Raw genomic sequence first — 18,025 nt, forward strand, 5'->3', positions numbered from 1 at the left:
GAATCAAAGCCGATTCGCCTTGTCCAGAGGCGCGGGCGAAAAAGATTAAAAGTTGATTGAAATTCGTCGCAACTGCTGATCTCTCCCCCACGAGGGGGGAGATTGCTAATCACGCCAGCGTCCGCTCGACGATATCGCGCAGATCCGCCGACAGGTTCTCAACCTTCGCCATGTCGAGCAGCGCCTGCCTGGCCTTGGCCTGGCGTCCAGGCTCCAGCGAGCGCCAGGAGCGTAGCGCCGTGGCCAGCCGCGCCGCCACTTGCGGGTTGCGCTTCTCCACTTCCAGCACCGTCTCGGCGAAGAAACGGTAACCTTCGCCGTCGGGGCGGTGGAAGCCGGTCTGGTTGGCGCTGGAGAAGGTGCCGATCAGAGAACGCACCCGGTTCGGGTTGGCGATCGAGAAAGCCGGATGCTGCGTGAGCTCGCGCACTTTCTCGACGGTCCTTGCTCCGGGCACGCCAGCCTGGATCTGGAACCATTTGTCGAGCACCAGCGCGTCGCCGCGATAGCGGACCTCGAAAGCGGCCAGCGCTTCTTCGGCCTCGGCCGTGCCTGAATGGCGATGCGCCAGCACGGCGAGCGCCGCGGCGCGGTCGGTCATATTGGTGGCGGCAGTGAAGTGTCGCGCGGCGAGGCCCGCGCCGCCCGGCAGCAGCGAAAGATAGTCGAGCAGGGTGTTGCGCAGGGCCCGGCGTCCGGCGCTCGCCGCGTCCGGACTGAAAGGCCCGTTGTCGGCAAGCCGGTCATGGAGCGTCGCGAAGGTCTCGCGGTTTGCCTCGGCGATCGCCCGCGCCAGCGCCTCGCGCGCGGCAAAGACGGCGTCTGGATCGATGCCCTTGCCGATGTCGCGGGCGATGTCGGCTTCGCCGGGCAGCGACAGCGCCAGTGCCCGGTAGGCCGGCTCCAGCGCCTCGTCGCCGGCGATCCTGCCGGCAAGCTCGGCGAGCCGTGCCGCGAAGGCCGGCTCCCTGCCGCCGAGGATCTGGCGGAAGGCGACGATCAGCGCGTCGGTCAGCAGCGTGTTGAACGCCTGCCAGCGCGCGAAGGCATCGCTGTCATGCGCCGCGAGGAAGAACTGGTCGTCGGCCTTCTGCTGCACGGAAAGCGTGATCGGCGCCGAGAAGCCGCGGTTGAGCGACACCGAAGGCCGTTGCGAAATACCCGAGAAGCGCACCGTGTGCCGGCGCTTGCGGATATGGATGACACCATCGTCCACCGTTGCGCCCTCGACGGCCGTCCAGGTGACGGGCTTGCCGTTGGCGCCGACCAGGCCGAAGGCCAAGGGGATATGCATCAGCCGCTTGCGGCTTTCCGACGGCGTCGGCGGCACCGACTGCTCGATCTCCAGGGTGAACTCCTTCGCCGCCGCATTGTGCGTGGAACTCACCGTCAGGTTCGGGGTGCCGGCCTGGTGGTACCAGAGCGCGAATTGCGCAAGGTCTCTGCCGGAGACGTCCTCGAACACTTTGAGGAAATCCTCGATGGTCGCCGCCTCGCCGTCATGCCGCTCGAAATAGAGGTCCATGCCGGCACGGAAGGTCTCTGCGCCGAGGATGGTGCGGATCATGCGCACCACTTCCGAGCCCTTCTCGTAGACGGTCGCCGTGTAGAAGTTGTTGATCTCGCGGTAGCGGCGCGGCCTGACCGGATGCGCCAGCGGCCCCTGGTCTTCCGGGAACTGGTGCGCGCGCAGCGTGCGCACCTCGGCGATGCGCTTCACCGCCCGCGAGCGTTGGTCGGCGGAGAACTCGTGGTCGCGGTAGACCGTCAGCCCTTCCTTCAGGCAGAGCTGGAACCAGTCGCGGCAAGTGATTCTGTTGCCGGTCCAATTGTGGAAATACTCATGCGCGATGATCGCCTCGATATTGGCGAAGTCGGCATCAGTCGCAGTCTCCTCGTCGGCCAGCACATATTTGTCGTTGAAGACGTTGAGGCCCTTGTTCTCCATGGCGCCCATGTTGAAGTCGGATACGGCGACGATGTTGAAGACGTCGAGGTCGTATTCGCGGCCGAAGGCTTCCTCGTCCCATTTCATCGAGCGTTTCAGCGCGTCCATCGCGTAGCCGGCAAGCCGTTCCTTGCCGGGTTCGACATAGATGCCGAGCTCGACCTCGCGGCCGGACATGGTGGTGAAGCTGCCAGCCACCTTGCCAAGCGCGCCCGCCACCAGTGCAAAAAGGTAGGAGGGTTTGGGGAAGGGGTCGTGCCAGACCGCATAATGGCGTCCGTCGGCGAGCGCGCCGCGTTCGACGGGATTGCCGTTTGAAAGCAAAAGCGGCGCCTCGTTGTGCGGCGCTTCGATGCGCACAGTGTAGACCGACAGGATATCGGGACGGTCGAGAAAATAGGTGATGCGGCGAAAGCCTTCGGCCTCGCATTGCGTGCAATAGACGTTGCTGGAGCGGTACAAGCCCATAAGCGCCTCGTTGCGCGAAGGTGCGATCTCCGTCTCCAGGCGGAGCTCGAAACGTTGCGCCGCCGGCGGCTTCAGAATCGTCAGCCGGTCCGGCGTCGCCTCATAGTCGCCGGCTGCGAGCGCGTGCCCATCGATGGCGACGCCGAGCAGTGTCAGCCCGTCGCCGTCGAGCACCAGCGGCGCCGAGGCGGCGACGCCCTCGCGTCGCTCGATGGTGAGCAGCGCGGTCACATGGGTCGCGTCCGGCGACAGGCGAAAGTCGAGGCTGGTCCTCGGGATGAGATAGTCGCAGGGGCGATAATCTTCGAGCTTGAAGACATGGCCGGTATCTGTGCGCATTCCTTGAGCTTTTCCTGTCGAGGCGGCCAGCCGGCCTGGCTGGTCCAAGAATTTTGAGGGTGCGCGCTCTTTACACGAAACGGCCACTCGACAAAACTGCGGCATAGGTTGTGTTTCGCAATTCCGGACGGAAAACCGTTACACACTTTTCCTGGAATTGCTCTTGGCCTATTTCGCGGCTTCGTTTCCCGACCATCAATACGAGGCAAGATGACCGTCGATCATGCCGTCGGCCACAACACGCTGCGCGGCATTACGCTGAAGATCGTCTCGGTGACGGTCTTCGTTGGCATGCAGACCTGCATCAAGGCGGCCGGCGACGTGCCCGCCGGACAGATCGTCTTCTTCCGCTCCTTCTTCGCCATCTTCCCGATCGTCGCTTTCCTGGCCTTCAAGGGTGAGCTCGCCACCGCGTTCACGACCAGGCGGCCGTTCAACCATATCGCGCGTGGCGTCGTCGGCGTCGGTGCCATGGGGCTCGGCTTCTTCGCGCTGACCAGGCTGCCGCTGCCGGAGGCCATCACGCTAAACTACGCCCAGCCGCTACTGGTCGTGGTGTTCTCCTCTGTCTTCCTGGGCGAGACGATCCGCGTCTACCGCTGGAGCGCGGTTGCGGTCGGTCTTGCCGGCGTGCTGATCATCTCCTGGCCCGAGCTGACGCTGCTCAATTCCGGTGAAGGCCTCGACGACCAGGAGCTGCTGGGCGTCATGGCCGCGCTGATCGCCGCCGCGATTTCGGCGGTCGCCATGCTTCTGGTGCGCAATCTCGTGCAGACGGAGAAGACGGCGACCATCGTGCTGTGGTTCTCCTCGACGGCTTCGGTGTTGTCGCTCTTCACGCTGCCCTTCGGCTGGCAGGCCCTGATGCCGATGCAGGCCGCGCTCCTCGTCTTCGCGGGCTTCTGCGGCGGGCTCGGCCAGATCCTGATGACGGCGGCCTACCGCCACGCCGAAGCCTCGGTCGTGGCGCCGTTCGAATACACCTCGATGATCCTCGGCGTCGTCGTCGGCTATTTCGTCTTCGGCGACGTCACCTCGCTCAACACGCTAATCGGCGGCGTGATCGTGGTCGCCGCCGGCATTTTCATCATATGGCGCGAGCGGCAGCTCGGCCTGGAGCGCACGCGCACCAGGACGGCCGCGCCGCCGCAAGGATAGTTCCGCTGGGTGAATCTCATGCGCCGAGTTCCTTCACACCCCCCTCTTGCCGGCAGGACAGAGGCGGGTGCTGTCCCGCCAGCATTGCCGGTTTAGTCCGCACCCCGCTCCTTCGCCAGCCGCACCAGCACCGCCCGGGTCTGCTCATCCGCAGGGAAGAAGGACTCGATCGCCAGCTCCGACAGCGTGACGTCGAGCGGCGTGCCGAAGACTGTGATCGTGCTGATGAAGGACAGCACGGCGTCGCCATGCGCGAGCTTGAGCGGATGGACGATGCCACTCGGCTCGACCGGTGCGGGCCGGCTGCTTCTCAGGCCCGACGGATAGGCGCGCAACTCTCGCTCCAGCTCAATCAGCACCGGGTCGCCGGTGGCGTCGTTCTGGTGCTTGAGCCGCTCCAGCAGATGCGCGCGCCACTCCGCCAGGTTGACGATGCGCGGTGCCACGCCGTCCGGGTGCAGGCTGAGCCTCAGTACGTTGACCGGCGGCGTAAGCAGGGACGGTTCGGAAATATCAGCAAGGAACGGGGCGATCGCGCCATTGGCAGAAATAAGGTTCCAGTGCCGGTCCACCGCCAGTGCCGGAAAGGGCTCGTGGCCCTTGAGCACGGTCTCGACGGCGGCAAGCGCCGGCGCCAGCGTCGCATCGGTCAGCGGCTTTTCGCTGAAGCTCGGCGCGAAGCCGGCGGCAAGCAACAGTTGATTGCGTTGGCGCAGTGGAATCGACAGCTGCTCGGCCAGATGCAGAACCATGTCGCGCGACGGCTGGGCCCGGCCGCTTTCGACGAAGGAGAGATGCCGCTGCGAGATATCGGCCTCCATGGCGAGGTCGAGCTGGCTCATGCGCCGCCGCGTGCGCCATTCGCGGATCAGGCTGCCGGCGGAAGGTTCGGATGTGGTCATGGGAGAGGAGTAGGGCGGCGAGGGAGGCAGTTCAATTACCTGGGAGGTCATAGCTCCACCTTCTCCCCTTGTGGGAGAAGGTGGATCGGCGCGCAGCGCCGAGACGGATGAGGGGTGTTCCAGCGGACTGAGACGCTGGCATTCCCTGGAGCACCCCTCATCCGCCCTTCGGGCACCTTCTCCCACAAGGGGAGAAGGAAAAAGTGCTCACGCCAACCCCCTCAACTTCGCCTTGACCTCGAGAAAATCCCGCCACGCCAGTTTCTTGTGCGCCGGCGTCCTGAGCAGATAGGCCGGGTGCAGCGTCGGCATCGCCGGGATGGCAACCCCGGAAGCGGTCGTGTGCACACGCCAATTGCCACGCAGGCGCAGGATGCCCTCGGTCGTGTTGAGCAGCGTCTTGGCTGACGGGCCGCCGAGATTGATCAGCACCTTGGGATTGACCAGTTCGATCTGCCTTTCGATGAAGGGCCGGCAGATTTCGGTCTCGTGCGGCGTCGGCGTGCGGTTGCCCGGCGGCCGCCACGGAATGACGTTGGCGATATAGGCCGAGTTGCGGTCGAGGCCGATCGCGGCGAGCATGCGGTCGAGCAGCCGGCCGGAGCGGCCCACGAAAGGCAACCCCTCAAGATCCTCGTCTCTGCCCGGCGCCTCGCCGACCAGCATCAGCTCGGCGTTCGGATTGCCGTCGGCGAAGACCAGGTTCTTGGCCGTGAATTTGAGATTGCAGCCGTCGAAGGCAGCCATGTGCTGGCGCAGTTCCTCGAGCGTCGAGGCGCTTGCGGCCAGTTGCCGGGCAAGCAGCGCCTGCGCCTCGTCGGGGACGGTGGCGGCCGGCATTCGCGCCGGAGCGTCCGGAATATCGCGCGCGTCGAGGCCGGATGATGGCGTTGCCGGCACGGGCGCCTGGGGCCGCTCCGGGACCTGCGCAGATGCCGGGCGGACCTCGGGTCTTGCGTCGCGAGGCGGCGCGGCTGGCGTCCGCTCGGCAGGCCTGCGTTCGGCCGACTTCGCCGCCGCTTCGGCAAACCGGTTGACCGGCGCGTCTTCAAGCGCGTCGTCGACGCCGGCGCTGGCATAGAAGGCGAGCAGTTCGGCGATCTCGGCAGGTGTGCTGGGGGAGGCGGCAGTCATGGCACCACCATTGTCCGCGTGGCGCCGATTTGCAAGGTTAAGCCACGTTCGCCTGTATTGGAGCATGTCGAGATTCAGGTCAGGCCGAGTCGAAAATGGTGGTTTCCGAGAACCGGAGCGGAGCGTACTTTTCGTACGTGAGCACCGGAAGCGCAGGAAACCGCCATTTGCAGGCCGGCATCACCTGAATATCGATATGCTTTCACCCAGTGGGTATGCGGGGATCCTGCACGATGTAAAACGTCCAGCGCGGCGTGTAGTCGGTGACCAGGAAATCGAAGGTCGCGGTCTTCAGCGGGTCGATCTTGCCATCGCGGAACAGCAGCCGGTCATAGGGTTCGAACCGGCGGTCGAAATCGGCGAAATTGCTCGACCAGATGTTGTCGGGCGTCTTGTTGCGCTGGTCGAAGGACAGGCCGTCGCCGAACACGCTCGGCTGGTCGAGGATTTCCTGCAGCTCGAACTGGAACTCCACCCAGGGCAGCGCGCTGTTGTTGAGCACGTCGATGCGCATGTACATCACGCCGTTGGCGACCTCGCCGGCCTTGCCGAAGGGCTCGATCGGCTTGGTCGCACGGATCGTCAGCGTTACCGGCGTCGCCGTGTTCAATTCCTCCCTGATGACCAGCGGGTCTTCCTTGGTGCCGATGCCAGACGCCCCCGTGATGCGGAAGCCACCCAACTCGTCGGAGAAGGAATAAGCGCCGGTCGCCCAGACCTTCACCGGATCGGCTTCCGCCGGAAGGGTCAAAAGGAGGAGCGGAAGAACCGCGCGCCAGGCCATACCTGGCGTGAAGAGTAGGCGCTTCGATGGAAAGCCGGCTGGCTCTGGACTGCGCATGACGCGAAGTATCGCCGATAACCAAGCCGTCGAACAATTAAAAACATGCCGTCGCCGCCTGGCCTGTCAACCAAGTGGCGCTGGCCTATGCTTGGCCATGGCCTGCGCGGCGACCGTTTCGTAGGGAAAACCGCGACTTTTTGTCGAAATCGGCATTGTCACGTCAGCGCCGGTTTCGCGTCGCGAATTGATGCGCTATGCAGCGCATGAGCCAGCACAATGCGAGAACATGGCGAGCCAGTGAGGGGCCGATGAGCGAAATCGAACGCGAGAGCATGGAATTCGACGTGGTGATCGTCGGCGCCGGTCCCGCCGGCCTTGCCGCCGCGATCCGTCTGAAGCAGCTCAACCCGGACCTTTCCGTCGTCGTCCTGGAGAAGGGCGGCGAGGTTGGCGCCCATATCCTCTCCGGCGCCGTCGTCGACCCGATCGGCATCAACCGGCTGCTGCCCGGCTGGCGCGAAGAGGAGGGCCATCCGTTCAAAACACCGGTGACGGACGACCATTTCCTGGTGCTCGGGCCCGCCGGTTCCTTCCGCCTGCCGAACTTCCTGATGCCGCCGCTGATGAACAACCACGGCAATTACATCGTCTCGCTGGGCAATGTCTGCCGCTGGCTCGCGACCAAGGCCGAGGCGCTGGGCGTCGAGATCTATCCGGGTTTTGCCGCGGCAAGCCTCGTCTACAACGAGGCCGGCGCCGTCACCGGCGTCATCACCGGCGACATGGGCGTCGAGAAGGACGGCACGCATGGCCCGGCCTACGCGCCAGGCATGGCGCTGATGGGCAAATATGTGCTGATCGGCGAAGGTGCGCGGGGCTCTTTGGCCAAGCAGCTCATCGCCAAATACAAGCTTTCCGAAGGCCGCGAGCCCGGCAAATATGGTATCGGCCTCAAGGAGCTGTGGCAGGTCAAGCCCGAGAACCACAAGCCTGGTCTCGTGCAGCATTCCTTCGGCTGGCCGCTAGACATGAAGACCGGTGGCGGCTCCTTCCTCTACCATCTCGAGGACAACCAGGTGGCGGTCGGCTTCGTCGTCCACCTGAACTACAAGAACCCGTATCTGTCGCCCTTCGAGGAATTCCAGCGCTTCAAGACCCATCCGGCGATCGCCGGCACCTTCGAGGGGGCCAAGCGCATCGGCTACGGCGCACGCGCCATCACCGAGGGCGGCTGGCAGTCGGTGCCGAAGCTTTCCTTCCCCGGCGGCGTGCTGGTGGGTTGCGCGGCAGGCTTCGTCAACGTGCCGCGCATCAAGGGCTCGCACAATGCGGTGCTCTCCGGCATGCTGGCGGCCGAGCATGTGGCCGGGGCGATTGCCGGCGGCCGCGCCAATGACGAGCTCGCTTCCTACGAGGAAGCCTGGCGCGGCACCGATATCGGCAAGGACCTGAAGAAGGTGCGCAACGTCAAGCCGCTCTGGTCGCGCTTCGGCACCATTGTCGGCGTCGGCATCGGCGGTCTCGACATGTGGCTGAACACGCTGTTCGGCTTCTCGCCTTTCGGTACGCTGAAGCATGGCAAGGCCGACTATGCGACGCTCGAACCCGCCGCCCAGCATCAGAAGATCGCCTATCCGAAGCCGGATGGCGTGCTGACCTTCGACCGGCTGTCCTCGGTGTTCCTGTCGAATACCAACCACGAGGAAAACGAGCCGGTGCACCTGATCGTCGGCGACATGGCGCTGCAGCAGCGTTCCGAGCACGATGTCTTTGCCGGTCCCTCGACTCGCTATTGCCCGGCCGGCGTTTATGAATGGGTGGACAAGGACGGCAACGCCGCCGCCGATCCTTCGGCCAAGGACGTGCGCTTCGTCATCAACGCGCAGAACTGCGTCCACTGCAAGACCTGCGACATCAAGGATCCGAACCGGAACATCAACTGGGTGCCGCCACAAGGCGGCGAAGGCCCGGTTTACCAGGGCATGTGAGCCGCTCCGACCGGGCCGTCTCGACTGCCGCTCCAACAGGCCCGGCGAAGGTCGGGTAGCCGCGCCTTATCGGCAGAGACCGTTGAAGCCGGGCGCCGAGTATGGTCTGCTTCGCGTCAAACGAGGAGGCGGACATGCGGCGCATCAGCCTGGCGATTTTAGCTGCTGCCGGCATGCTTTCTTGCGCGCCTGCCTTCGCCGGCACCAAGCTGACCGTGCATGTGCGCAGCTACGACGTCACCGGCAGGACCGGGGCTGAACTGATCGAGGCGATGGATGGCCTCGGGCCGAGGCACGGCCATGCCACGCGCGCCATCGCCGAGACCGGCTATACCGTGCATTGGAACCTCGACGTGAAACGGGACAACGGCATCTGTCGGCTGCGTCAGGCCACCGGCATGATCGACCTGACCTACACCTTTCCGCGCCTCACATCGCCGTCCGGCCCGGTCCTGCGCGAGCGCTGGGACCGTTTCATGGCCGGCGTGCGCCAGCATGAGCATACCCATGGCCGCATCGCCAAGCAGATGATGCGGGCAACCGAGACGGCGCTTGCCGGGCTCGAGCGGCAGGACAACTGGTTCTGCACCGGTCTTCGCTGGGACGCCAGGCATCGCATCGACACGATCTATGCCGACTACGAGGCCAGGCAGAATGCCTTCGACGCGCGCGAGCACCGCGACGGCGGCCATGTCGAGAAACTGGTCAATGCATTGATGGGGAAGAACTGAAACTCCAGCGCGTTCGCCTACCGAGCGGACGTCAGCTGCGCGGCTTGTCCGGCGCGTCGTTCGCCGCCAGCGCCGATTTGTGCTCGTCCTCGGGCGCGTTGCTGTCGGTCGGCAGCGTGAATTCAACCAGCACCGGCAGATGGTCGGAGCCGGTATCCTCCAGCCGGGCCGATGACAGGATCGTCACCCCGCCCTTGCTGAACACCTGGTCGATCGGCAGGCCCGCATAGCGGCGCAGAAAGTCAGGCAGCGTGCGGTGGATCCAGGTCGGACCGGCCGAAGGCATCAGAGTCATACCGCTCATTCGCGCCACCCGCCGCACCGCCGCGCTCCACGGCACGGCATTGCAGTCGCCTGCCATGATGGCGGTCTCGCCGAGCGCGGCCAGCGGTTGCGCCAGTTCGCCGATCTGCCAGGATTGCTCCTTCGGCCAGGGCCAGCTGAGATGGATCGCGGCGACATTGACCGGAATGCCGCCGAAATCGATCATGGCGGTAGCCATCGCGCCGCGCGGCTCGCAACGCGGCGCGGTGCCGGTGGCGAAGGGACGGCGCGAGAGCAGCGCGACGCCGAAAATGCCGTTGGGGTAGTCGCATAGGATACGATAGGGGTAGGCGCCGGCGATATAGCTGAGCTCCTTCGCCCACATGCCGGACACTTCGTCGAGCGTGATGACGTCCGGGTTGGTCCTGCCGATCAGCGACAGCACCTTCTTCGGCGTCGGGTTGTTGAAGCGCAGGTTCATCTGCAACAGGCTGTAGGTGATGCGGTCGGCCGGCTTTGCGACCGCCTGCTGCGCCGACAATCTGGGCAGTGCGCCCGCCGTCGTAGCGAAGCAGGCGATGGCGAAGACCAGCACGGCGACGGCCTGCAGCCGGTAGGGACCGGCCAGCAGGGCCAGCGCGAGCAAGGCCGTCAGCAGGCTCAGATGCATGCGGAAATGCGAGAAGGAATCGAAGGCCGGATGCAGCGCGCCGAAGAACCCGGCCAAGAGCGCAGCCGAGCATGCCATCATCGCCAGGACTATCAGCTGAGCCATCATGCTCAAGCGCGCACCGCCCGTTGTCATGTTCTCCGAAGCCCCAGTCTTCCGTTCGGACCGGTTATCGGCCAAATTGCGGCCCAAGCAAGACGACCGATTGCCTCGCCGGTCGCTGGCAGGCGTGCGGTTATTGGAATGCCGTTTCGGAAAAGCTTCTGAGCTTGCGCGAATGCAGCCGCTCCATCGGCATTTCGGCCAGCTTCTCCATCGCCTTGATGCCGATGGTCAGATGCTGCGCCACCTGTCGCTTGTAGAACTCGGTCGCCATGCCGGGCAGCTTGAGCTCGCCATGCAGCGGCTTGTCGGAAACGCACAGCAGCGTCCCGTAAGGCACGCGGAAGCGGAAGCCGTTGGCGGCGATGGTGGCCGATTCCATATCGAGTGCGATGGCCCGGGACTGCGACAGGCGCTGCACCGGTCCGCGCTGGTCGCGCAGCTCCCAGTTGCGGTTGTCGATGGTGGCGACGGTGCCGGTGCGCATGATGCGCTTGAGGTCGTAGCCCGACAGGCCGGTCACTTCGGCGACCGCCTCCTGCAGCGCCACCTGGATTTCGGCCAGCGGCGGGATCGGCACCCAGACCGGCAGGTCGTCGTCGAGCACATGGTCCTCGCGGACATAGGCATGCGCCAGCACATAGTCGCCCAACGCCTGCGTGTTGCGCAGCCCGGCGCAGTGGCCAAGCATCACCCAGGCATGCGGCCTCAGCACCGCTATATGGTCGGTGATGGTCTTGGCGTTGGACGGGCCGACGCCGATATTGACCATGCTGATGCCGCCATGGCCCGGCTTCTTCAGGTGGTAGGCCGGCATTTGCGGCAGGCGGTGCGGCAGCGTTCCTTCCGGGACCGTCTCCCCGTTCCTGGTCACGACATTGCCGGGTTCGACGAACTCGACATAGCCGCTGTCGCCATTGGCCATCAACTCGCGGGCGCGCGCCACGAATTCGTCGATGTAGAACTGGTAATTGGTGAACAGCACGAAGTTCTGGAAGTGCTGCGGACTGGTCGCCGTGTAGTGCGTCATGCGGTGCAGCGAATAATCGATGCGCTGCGCGGTGAAAGGCGCCAGCGGCCGCGGCTCGCCGAACGCCACCTCGAAGGTGCCGTTGGCGATCTGGTCGTCGGTGCCGTCGAGATCGGGCACGTCGAACAGGTCGCGGATCGGCCGCTTGATGCGCTCGGCGGCGGCGCCGTCGACATAGGTGCCTTCCAGGAAGGCGAAATGCAGCGGGATGGGTGTCGTCGATTCCGAGACCGTCACCGTCACGCCGTGATTGCGCATGATGAGCCGAAGCTGCTCGATGAGATAGTTCTCGAACAGTTGCGGCTGCGTGATCGTGGTGGCGAAATGGCCGGGCGTCGGCATATGGCCATAGGCCTGGCGCGAGTCGACCTGGCTGAACGAGGTCGTGGTGACGCCGATCTGCGGATAGAAGGCCCGGTAGCGCTTGCTTTCATCTCCGCCCGCGGCAAGGGCTGAGAAAGAATCGCGCAGGAATTTGGTGTTGCGGTCGTAGAGCGTCTGCAGCGCCGCGACGGCCTTTCTGGCATCGTGGAAGTCCTGCTTGCCGAAGGGCTCCGGCATGACGACCGAGTCGATGGCTTGGGGGTAGATTCGCTTTTCCATGGCTCAATATAGAGATTTGGAAGAGCGGTTGGGAGGGGTGAGCGGACAGGAACCGCAACCCAGCTGGAGATTTTTTGTTATCGCTCCGATTCAAGGTGTGACGCGATTCAGGTCAGGCCGAGTCGAGAAAAGTGGATTCCGAGAACCGGAGCGGAGCGTACTTGAGCTACGCGAGCACCGGAAGCGCAGGAAGCCGCTTTTCGCAGGCCGGCCTGAACTGAATATCGTCACACCTACCCCCGCTGCAGGCTGATCAGCAACACGAAGCCTACGCTGGTGTTCTTGTGCGGCGGCGCCTCGATCCTATGGCTTGTATCGGCCCGCATCATCGGCACCGCCAGCACCGGGGCTGCCAGCAGCATCAGGATAAGCATCGCCCGCGGCAGCAGCCGGAGGATCTTCGTTGCATTGTCGGCGATGCGGTTCATTTCGGTGGTATCCCGGTTTCCAGCTTGGTCGATTTTAAGCTTTGTCGTTTCAGCGCTCGATTTGGTTCACGAGGCCGACAATGCGGGCACCGGCCGTTCCCAAGGGCGGGCCGAATGACCGGCCTCCGCCACCAGGATGGCGAAGAGCATGCCGAACAGGCTCATCAGCAGGCAAACGATGGTAAAGCGACGGGCAAGCATTTCTCTCTCCTTCAATGCGGGAGAAAATGCCTGACGGCCTCTGAACCGGTTCTGAGACCGGTATTCATCTGCGGTTCAAATTGATTGACGAGGGTCTTGCACCGTGCCGGTGCCAGAGCGCGGCGGAGCGCTGTCGCTGCAAAAGAAAACGGGGCCGCGTAGAGCAATTCCAGGAAAAGTGTGAGCGGTTTTCCGTCTGGGATTGCGTCAAACAAAGACGCAATTCCAGGAAAAGTGTGAGCGGTTCTCCGCCCGGGATTGCGTCAACAAAGAAATAGGGCGTTTCACCGTTCCGCAAAAACGGTGAAACGCCCTTGGCCGTCTCGTATGGTCTGGAGTTTGGCGCTCAGAGCTTGTGCCAGGTCTGGCTCTTGCAGATCAGGCCGCCGAGCACGCAGCCGCTCATCTTGAGCGCGGTGCCCGAGAGCGTCGCCTTGCCGGAATAGGTCTTGTCGTTTGCCGGGTCGGTGATGCTGCCGGCATATTTGTTGTCGCCGGCCGCCTTCAGCGAGCCGATCGTCTTGCCGGCGTATTTGCCGGTCTTGAGCGTGATCGAGAAAGAACCGCTCCCGCCGATCGCCGCGGTGTCGCCGGCCTGCGTCTTCCAGTTGCCTTCGATCGGGTCGGCGCATGCGGCGCCCGCCATGATCAAGGTGGCCGCAAGGGCCACAGTCAGCTTTCGAAACATCGTGTCCACCTCCCTATAGGGTTGCGGCGGGCTCCAGTCCGCCTACCTGCCCCTTACGCAAAGGTAAAGCTAATCCAGCCGCCGCCAAAACGAAAGCGGTGCCGCGACGGAAGGTTGCAAGGATTTTCGCCGCGCGGCCGACTGAAAATAAACGCGATCGAAAAACGCTTCGGTTTCCGTGGTTAGCGAAGTCTTGATTCCGCCGCCGGCAATTTTCGTCGAATTTGACGCAAAATGGCTGAAACGCTGGATTCCCATGCTTAACGGTTTTCCGCGTTTACCTCTTGTTTTAGCTTTGTTTTCCTCAAATTAAGCAAGCCATTTAACGACGGATTCAAGGCCAGCCGTCATCCTCGAAAGCATCGAAAGAGCGGCTCGCCCCGAGGAATACCAAGGGAAAAGGAGGCAGCTCTCGGGAGCCAGACAGGGGATTGAAATGGCACGCTTTGAAATGCTTGAAGACGGCTTCGGCGCCATGGGGGCAACTGCCCAGGCCGACATTCTTTTCGAACTGGGCATGATGTATGCGACGGGCCGCGATTGCGAGACCGATGTCGTTGCCGCCCACAAATGGTTCAACATCGCCGCGATCAAGGGCTCGGCCCGCGCCGCCGAGCTGCGCTCGGAACTGTCGGCCACCATGTCGAAAGTCGAGATCGCCACGGCGCTGCGCGAAGCCCGCGAATGGATGACGATGCACTGATCCTCAGCGCGTAGCGCTCAGAGCTCATCGGGACAAGGCCGCGAAAAGACGGCCGGTCAAGAAGAACGAGAACGTGGCGGGTTGAGACAACCGAAGCCACGCAAAAAACAGGGAAGCGAGCGAGTTTCAGGCGCGGGGGCGTCTGGGGAGCTCGACTGCAAAAGCCGTGACCGACCGAAACAAGGTCGGCGCGGCTTTTTGCATTACACTTGGCAATCAGGCGCGTGGCCCAAGAAATCCTCGTCGGAATGAACCAAAGCCGGCCTCACTGTCCTCTCGACAGTTTCGGCGAAGGGTGAAATTGTCCCGGCTCTGTGGAAGAAGCGCGGCCGGATCGGCACGCGCAAGTGGAGGAGTTCTTATAGTCATGAAAAAATTGGGTATTTTGAGCGCGGCCGCTTTTGGCCTGATGATGAGCGCCCCGGTTGCCTTCGCCGACGACATCACCATTTCGGTGGTCGGCCCCATGACCGGCCAGCTCGCCACCATCGGTGACCAGTTCAAGCAGGGCGCGCAGGCCGCCGCCGACGCGATCAATGCGGCTGGCGGCGTCAACGGCTCCCAGATAAAGCTCGACATCGAGGACGACCAGTGCGATCCCAAGCAGGCGGTCTCGGTCGCCAACCGCATCGTCGCCAACGGCGTCAAGTTCGTCGATGGCCATGCCTGCTCGGGCTCCAGCATTCCGGCCTCGGCCGTCTATGCCGAAGCCGGCACGCTGATGATGAGCCCCGCCTCGTCCAATCCGGTGCTGACCGACGCCGCCGCCAAGGCCGGCTGGCCGACCATCATGCGCCTCTACACGCGTGACGACGCGCAGGGCGCCTTCATCGGCCCATGGATCGCCAAGAAATACGCCGGCAAGAATGTCGTCGTCCTGCACGACAAGAGCGCCTACGGCCAGGGCGTTGCCGACGCCGTGAAGGCGACGATGAATGCCGGCGGTCTCAAGGAAGTCGACTATGAAGGCATAAATGCCGGCGAGAAGGATTATTCGGCCCTCGTCACCAAGCTGAAGGAACTGAAGGCCGACGTCGTCTATTTCGGCGGCTATCACCCCGAGGCGGGTCTGATCCTGCGTCAGGCGGCCGAGCAGAACGTCAAGTTCCAGCTGATCATGCCGGATTCGATCGCTTCGCCGGAATTCTGGCAGGTTGCCGGCCCGGCCGGTGAAGGTACCATGTTTGTCTTCCCGTCGGACCCGCAGGCCAAGCCCGAAGCGAAGGACGCGGTCGCCAAGATCAAGGCCGGCGGCTTCACGCCCGAAGGCTTCACGCTGTTCTCCTATGCCGTGATCCAGGCTGTGGCCGAAGGCGTCAAGCGCGCCGGCACCGACGATCCGGCCAAGGTCGCGGAGGCGCTCAAGGACGGCAAACCGATCAGCACCGTGGTCGGCGACGTCATCTTCGACGAGAAGGGCGATCTAAAGAACGCCAGCTACGACATCAACCAATGGCACGACGGCAAATACGCGCCGATCAAGCCGTAATCGGTTCTGCAAGAATCAAGGGAATGGCCGGGACGAGCCCGGCCATTTCCGTTTGTGCTGCGGCATTGACGTGCAGGGGAGGTTGTCCCGCCATACCTAATTATTTTGTCTCGTTAACGAGACAATTCGAACAGCCGCCTCAGCCCTGCCCATTCTCCGCAAACCGCACCAGCACCGTGCCGTCGCTGACCTGCGCGCCCTCTGCCGCGATCTCGGCGATCACGCCGTCATGTGGGGCGGCGATCATGTGCTCCATCTTCATCGCTTCGAGGATCAAAAGCGGCTGGCCCTTGATCACGGCATCGCCCGCCGCGGCGCGCACCAGCTTGACCAGCCCCGGCATCGGCGCGCGCAGGCTGCTTGAGGTGGCTCCCGCCTCGTCGGCCTTGGCGAGCGGATCGGGGACCGTGAACGTATAGCCGACCGCGCCCTCGAAGACGGTGACATGGCCGGGCCAGCGGGCGGCATGCGGCATGGTCCTCAAATCATGCGTGTTCACCGCATCGTGCGGCGCCTCCAGCGCCACCTGGAAGCGGCCGTCCGAGCGTGCCGAAACGCGCGCCAGGATGTTCTCCTCGCCATAGCGCAAGCGGGTGCGGCGCGAGAGCGGGTGGAAATGGGCATAGCTGGAAAGCGTGGACCAGGGATCGGCGGCGGAAGCGGGCACGGCGGTATCCGCCGCCGCCAGCGCCGCGGCAGCGATCGTCTCGTCGCTCGGCGGGGCAATGGCGGTGAGCGCCGCCTGGTGCCGGCCGATCAGCCCGGTATCGAGATCGCCGACAGCGAAATCGGCGTCGGCAGCGAGCGCCGCCAGGAAGGCGGTGTTGACGGTCGAGCCGGCCACTTCCGTCCGCGCCAGCATCTCGCGCAGCGTGCCGAGCGCCGACGCCCGATCCTTGCCGTGCGCTACCAGCTTCGCGATCATCGGATCATAGAAGGGAGAGATCGCATCCCCGGCGCGCACGCCGGTCTCGATGCGTATCGCGGCGCCTTCCGGCGCCGCGTCGGGGAATTTGAGATGATGCAGCGTGCCGGTCGCCGGCAGGAACCCTCTCACGGCGTCCTCGGCATAGAGGCGGGCCTCGAAAGCGTGGCCGAACAAAGCGATCTCATTCTGCATCTTCGGCAGCGTTTCGCCGGACGCGACGCGAAGCTGCCATTCGACGAGATCGACGCCGGTGACCATCTCGGTGACGGGATGCTCGACCTGCAGTCGGGTGTTCATCTCCATGAACCAGAAGCGGTCGGCCTTGAGCCCCTGAGAGGCGTCGACGATGAACTCGATCGTGCCGGCGCCCGAATAATTGATCGCCTTGGCGGCCTTCACGGCCGCCTCCGTCATCGCCTTGCGCAGCGCTGGCGTCATGCCGGGGGCGGGCGCTTCCTCGATCACTTTCTGGTGGCGGCGCTGCGCCGAGCAGTCGCGTTCGTAAAGATGCACAACGTTGCCGAAATTGTCGCCGAACACCTGCACTTCGATGTGGCGCGGCTTATCGACATATTTTTCCACCAGCACGCGATCGTCGCCGAACGCCGCCTTCGCCTCGCGACGCGCGCTGGAAAGCGCCTCCGAGAAATCGTCGGGATGGTCGACGCGCCGCATGCCCTTGCCGCCGCCGCCGGCGCGCGCCTTGATCAGCACCGGGTAGCCGATCTCGCGCGCCTTGGACGCAAGCAGGACGATTTCCTGTGCTTCGCCGTGATAACCCGGCACCACCGGCACGCCGGCCTTTTCCATCAGCCGCTTGGCGGCGTCCTTCAATCCCATGGCGCGGATCGAGGCGGCGGAAGGACCGATGAAGACAAGGCCTGCCGCCGTCGCCTGATCGACGAAATCGGGGTTTTCCGACAGGAAGCCGTAGCCGGGATGGATGGCCTCGGCGCCGGTGGCGAGCGCCGCCGCCACGATCCTGTCGCCGCGCAGATAGCTTTCGCCGACGGGCGAGGGGCCGATATGCACGGCCTCATCGGCCATCTCGACATGGAGCGCGCGGGCATCCGCGTCCGAATAGACGGCGACGGTGCGCACACCGAGCCTGCGGGCGGTTCGGATGACGCGACAGGCGATCTCGCCGCGATTGGCGATCAGGATCTTGCCGAACATGGAGCCTCCGCAGCCAGGGTGTGTCTCGGGCGACGACGGCATACCTTCGCGCCCCCCTCTGTCCTGCCGGACATCTCCCCCTCTCGGGGGGAGATTGGCAGCTTTGGCGCAGCCGCTCTCTTTTCAACGATAACGATTGGCGAAAGCCGTCGTGACGTCCGATTTCCCCCCAAGAGGGGGAGATGTCCGGCAGGACAGAGGGGGGCGCTGTCCCGCCAGCCTCTCCAGCTGATCATCTGAATTTGCCTGTACTGAGCCTTTTGCTCCAAGGTCAGTTCTCCCCAATGGCCG

General features: G+C 64.2%; 16 protein-coding genes. 5 read left to right on the forward strand and 11 right to left on the reverse strand.

Translation table 11 applies throughout. The features are described from left to right. Positions 1-109 precede the first annotated feature (109 nt). Positions 110-2,755 (reverse strand): aminopeptidase N, encoded by a 2,646-nt coding sequence (gene pepN / locus LB515_RS09225; RefSeq protein ID WP_224707492.1) that lies wholly within the window; start codon positions 2,753-2,755, stop codon positions 110-112. A gap of 210 nt (positions 2,756-2,965) precedes the next feature. On the opposite strand from pepN, the gene LB515_RS09230 reads away from it, so the two are divergent. Then, positions 2,966-3,913: a DMT family transporter gene (locus LB515_RS09230; RefSeq protein ID WP_224707493.1), complete on the forward strand. Its 948-nt coding sequence runs from the start codon at positions 2,966-2,968 to the stop codon at positions 3,911-3,913. A gap of 92 nt (positions 3,914-4,005) precedes the next feature. Here the strand turns inward: LB515_RS09230 and LB515_RS09235 are convergent, their stop codons facing one another. The 3 genes from LB515_RS09235 to LB515_RS09245 all read right to left on the reverse strand — a co-directional run bounded on the left by LB515_RS09235 (position 4,006) and on the right by LB515_RS09245 (position 6,790). Then, complete coding sequence (locus LB515_RS09235) at positions 4,006-4,815, reverse strand: helix-turn-helix domain-containing protein (RefSeq protein ID WP_224707494.1); 810 nt, start codon at positions 4,813-4,815, stop codon at positions 4,006-4,008. A 207-nt stretch (positions 4,816-5,022) separates the two neighbouring features. Then, positions 5,023-5,949 carry a uracil-DNA glycosylase family protein gene (locus tag LB515_RS09240; protein WP_224707495.1) on the reverse strand — a complete coding sequence of 309 codons (927 nt, stop codon included), beginning with the start codon at positions 5,947-5,949 and terminating at the stop codon, positions 5,023-5,025. A 202-nt stretch (positions 5,950-6,151) separates the two neighbouring features. Continuing rightward, on the reverse strand, positions 6,152-6,790 hold the full coding sequence (locus LB515_RS09245; protein ID WP_224707496.1) for a hypothetical protein: 639 nt from the start codon (positions 6,788-6,790) through the stop codon (positions 6,152-6,154). Between the two features lie 251 nt (positions 6,791-7,041). On the opposite strand from LB515_RS09245, the gene LB515_RS09250 reads away from it, so the two are divergent. Together LB515_RS09250 and LB515_RS09255 are read left to right on the forward strand one after the other, a co-directional pair. Further along, positions 7,042-8,721: an electron transfer flavoprotein-ubiquinone oxidoreductase gene (locus tag LB515_RS09250; RefSeq protein WP_224707497.1), complete on the forward strand. Its 1,680-nt coding sequence runs from the start codon at positions 7,042-7,044 to the stop codon at positions 8,719-8,721. A gap of 134 nt (positions 8,722-8,855) precedes the next feature. After that, positions 8,856-9,452: a DUF922 domain-containing protein gene (locus tag LB515_RS09255; protein ID WP_224707498.1), complete on the forward strand. Its 597-nt coding sequence runs from the start codon at positions 8,856-8,858 to the stop codon at positions 9,450-9,452. A 31-nt stretch (positions 9,453-9,483) separates the two neighbouring features. Here the strand turns inward: LB515_RS09255 and LB515_RS09260 are convergent, their stop codons facing one another. The 6 genes from LB515_RS09260 to LB515_RS09280 all read right to left on the reverse strand — a co-directional run bounded on the left by LB515_RS09260 (position 9,484) and on the right by LB515_RS09280 (position 13,696). Then, positions 9,484-10,494 carry an endonuclease/exonuclease/phosphatase family protein gene (locus tag LB515_RS09260; protein WP_224707518.1) on the reverse strand — a complete coding sequence of 337 codons (1,011 nt, stop codon included), beginning with the start codon at positions 10,492-10,494 and terminating at the stop codon, positions 9,484-9,486. A 127-nt stretch (positions 10,495-10,621) separates the two neighbouring features. After that, positions 10,622-12,079: an AMP nucleosidase gene (locus LB515_RS09265; RefSeq protein ID WP_224707499.1), complete on the reverse strand. Its 1,458-nt coding sequence runs from the start codon at positions 12,077-12,079 to the stop codon at positions 10,622-10,624. 275 nt (positions 12,080-12,354) lie between these two features. After that, positions 12,355-12,549: a hypothetical protein gene (locus tag LB515_RS09270; RefSeq protein ID WP_095766908.1), complete on the reverse strand. Its 195-nt coding sequence runs from the start codon at positions 12,547-12,549 to the stop codon at positions 12,355-12,357. 66 nt (positions 12,550-12,615) lie between these two features. Then, a complete protein-coding gene (locus LB515_RS28125) occupies positions 12,616-12,750 on the reverse strand; it encodes a hypothetical protein (RefSeq protein WP_263481629.1) in 135 nt (44 codons plus the stop codon). Between the two features lie 346 nt (positions 12,751-13,096). Beyond that, complete coding sequence (locus LB515_RS09275; protein WP_224529817.1) at positions 13,097-13,438, reverse strand: DUF2147 domain-containing protein; 342 nt, start codon at positions 13,436-13,438, stop codon at positions 13,097-13,099. 69 nt (positions 13,439-13,507) lie between these two features. Continuing rightward, on the reverse strand, positions 13,508-13,696 hold the full coding sequence (locus tag LB515_RS09280) for a hypothetical protein (RefSeq protein WP_224637796.1): 189 nt from the start codon (positions 13,694-13,696) through the stop codon (positions 13,508-13,510). A 178-nt stretch (positions 13,697-13,874) separates the two neighbouring features. On the opposite strand from LB515_RS09280, the gene LB515_RS09285 reads away from it, so the two are divergent. Both LB515_RS09285 and LB515_RS09290 read left to right on the forward strand, forming a co-directional pair. After that, positions 13,875-14,141, forward strand: coding sequence for a sel1 repeat family protein (locus LB515_RS09285; RefSeq protein ID WP_027164869.1), 267 nt, complete (start codon positions 13,875-13,877; stop codon positions 14,139-14,141). A 367-nt stretch (positions 14,142-14,508) separates the two neighbouring features. Further along, positions 14,509-15,630: an ABC transporter substrate-binding protein gene (locus LB515_RS09290; protein ID WP_095766910.1), complete on the forward strand. Its 1,122-nt coding sequence runs from the start codon at positions 14,509-14,511 to the stop codon at positions 15,628-15,630. Between the two features lie 139 nt (positions 15,631-15,769). Here LB515_RS09290 and LB515_RS09295 read toward each other — a convergent pair whose 3' ends face one another. Then, positions 15,770-17,734 (reverse strand): acetyl/propionyl/methylcrotonyl-CoA carboxylase subunit alpha, encoded by a 1,965-nt coding sequence (locus LB515_RS09295; RefSeq protein ID WP_224707500.1) that lies wholly within the window; start codon positions 17,732-17,734, stop codon positions 15,770-15,772. Positions 17,735-18,025: the final 291 nt, after the last annotated feature.

It is taken from the genome of Mesorhizobium sp. CA15 (assembly GCF_020165215.1).
GTDB lineage: Bacteria > Pseudomonadota > Alphaproteobacteria > Rhizobiales > Rhizobiaceae > Mesorhizobium.